The 1141-nt window shown below is 62.1% G+C and carries 1 protein-coding gene; it reads right to left on the bottom strand.

The window, feature by feature from the left end; genetic code table 11:
• The coding region (locus AC04L7_RS19165; RefSeq protein WP_475513772.1) for a hypothetical protein at nucleotides 1–532 on the bottom strand (532 nt) is incomplete at its 3' end.
• Nucleotides 533–1141: the final 609 nt, after the last annotated feature.

The following is a 1141-nucleotide window of genomic DNA, read 5'->3' as shown; positions in this document are numbered from 1 at the left end:
GGGCGTCACCCCTTGAACTGCTGGAAACAAGAACTGCCGAGCTAGCGCTGTTCGACACGACTGAGCCACCGTCCATCACGAATGCCGTGAGTCCGTCAGCCCGCGTATTGCTGACCAGAATCGCAGTGCCAGTGCCCGTGGGCGTGATCGACCCGAAGTTCGTGGCATTGACGATCACATGGAGGGGGGTTCCGAGCCCGTTGGGCTGAGTTACCGAAAGGCCGGTGCCTTCGATCACCATGGCGGGGTTGTTCAGGTTGAGCGTCAATGCCGTGCCTACGGTGTAGGTAATCCCGCCCGGATAGCTTGCGGCGCCGCAATTGACGGTGTTCGCAGCCGACGGATCTGGCGTGCACTCATTGGCGGCACGGGCCTGCGGCGATGCCGCGAACAGCGCCACTGCAAGAGCAACGGCCGAGACAGGGAAAACGGAAGCACTGGTTGGCGCTGTGATGCGCGGCGCAGCGGCCGGTCGCTCGTTCTTCTTGAAGACGAGACGCTGGAGCCCCGCTTTGCCGTCGCACGATGTCATCTGAAAACTCCTTGGTACAGAAGCTCAGATCATCACGTGTTGAAACTTTTCTTACAATCAGACACGTATGTGGAAAATACTAACCTGTGCGAATTTCTGCCCGGTATGTGGGCTCATCGAGACAGCCTCACGGTCATGCGCACCAGTTCTGATCGTTTTTGATGTTTTTTCCTCGGTCCGTCCTGCGCGAACCTCCTGGTCTCCCAGGGCGCGCGGTCGAAACCGCGCCGCGCCCGTCCGCTGCAAGCGACATCAGCAACGGCCCCCGGCGACACGAAGAACCGGTCATTCCTGCGGGGTAAGTTCGGACGCGGTGGCCGCCTGACCTATCAGCCCCGCGCGGCGCTTGAAGCGAAACCGGTAGTTGTCGCCGCGGATCGTGGCGACGTGGCTTGCCCCACTCGGCCACCGATCGGTTGCTGGTCACCCGCATCGAGCCGCGCTCGTTACACGGCTTGCCAACTGGAAGAGCAGGTGCACCGTTCGCCTCGAAGGATCAGCCGCTGCTCAGACTGGCGGCACGTCCGAGGCTTCATCGGTGCCGACGGGGCGAAACACGGCCGAGTTCGGCAAGGCGCTAGGCGTTTCCACGCCTAGGCGTTTCCACGC

The organism is Pseudoxanthomonas sp. LjRoot204_2 (genome assembly GCF_056175765.1).
The sequence above is the reverse complement of the archived record's forward strand: the minus strand, read 5'-3'. Positions and strand labels throughout refer to the sequence as shown.